1 protein-coding gene is annotated in these 304 nt (G+C 73.4%); it reads left to right on the top strand.

What is annotated here, in order from left to right; genetic code table 11:
- Positions 1 to 304, top strand: a 304-nt coding sequence (gene nadA, locus LO771_RS30245; RefSeq protein WP_230748357.1) for a quinolinate synthase NadA, incomplete at both ends; no start/stop codon positions are given.

Consider the following 304-nt stretch of genomic DNA (forward strand, 5'->3'; position numbering starts at 1 on the left):
CGGCAGGGAGGCCGACCCGGCCAGCGAGCGGGGCGTGGAGTGCCCCGGCGACCTCCCCGCAGCGTCCGACCCGGACCTGGTGGAGCGCGCCCGCGCCGACAAGGCCCGCCTGGGCGACCGGGTCTTCATCCTCGGCCACCACTACCAGCGGGACGAGGTCATCGAGTTCGCCGACGTCACCGGCGACTCCTTCAAGCTGGCCCGGGACGCCGCGGCCCGACCGGAGGCGGAGTACATCGTCTTCTGCGGCGTGCACTTCATGGCCGAGTCGGCGGACATCCTCACCTCCGAGCGGCAGCAGGTG

The organism is Streptacidiphilus sp. ASG 303, from assembly GCF_020991365.1.
In the GTDB taxonomy this organism is placed as follows: domain Bacteria; phylum Actinomycetota; class Actinomycetes; order Streptomycetales; family Streptomycetaceae; genus Peterkaempfera.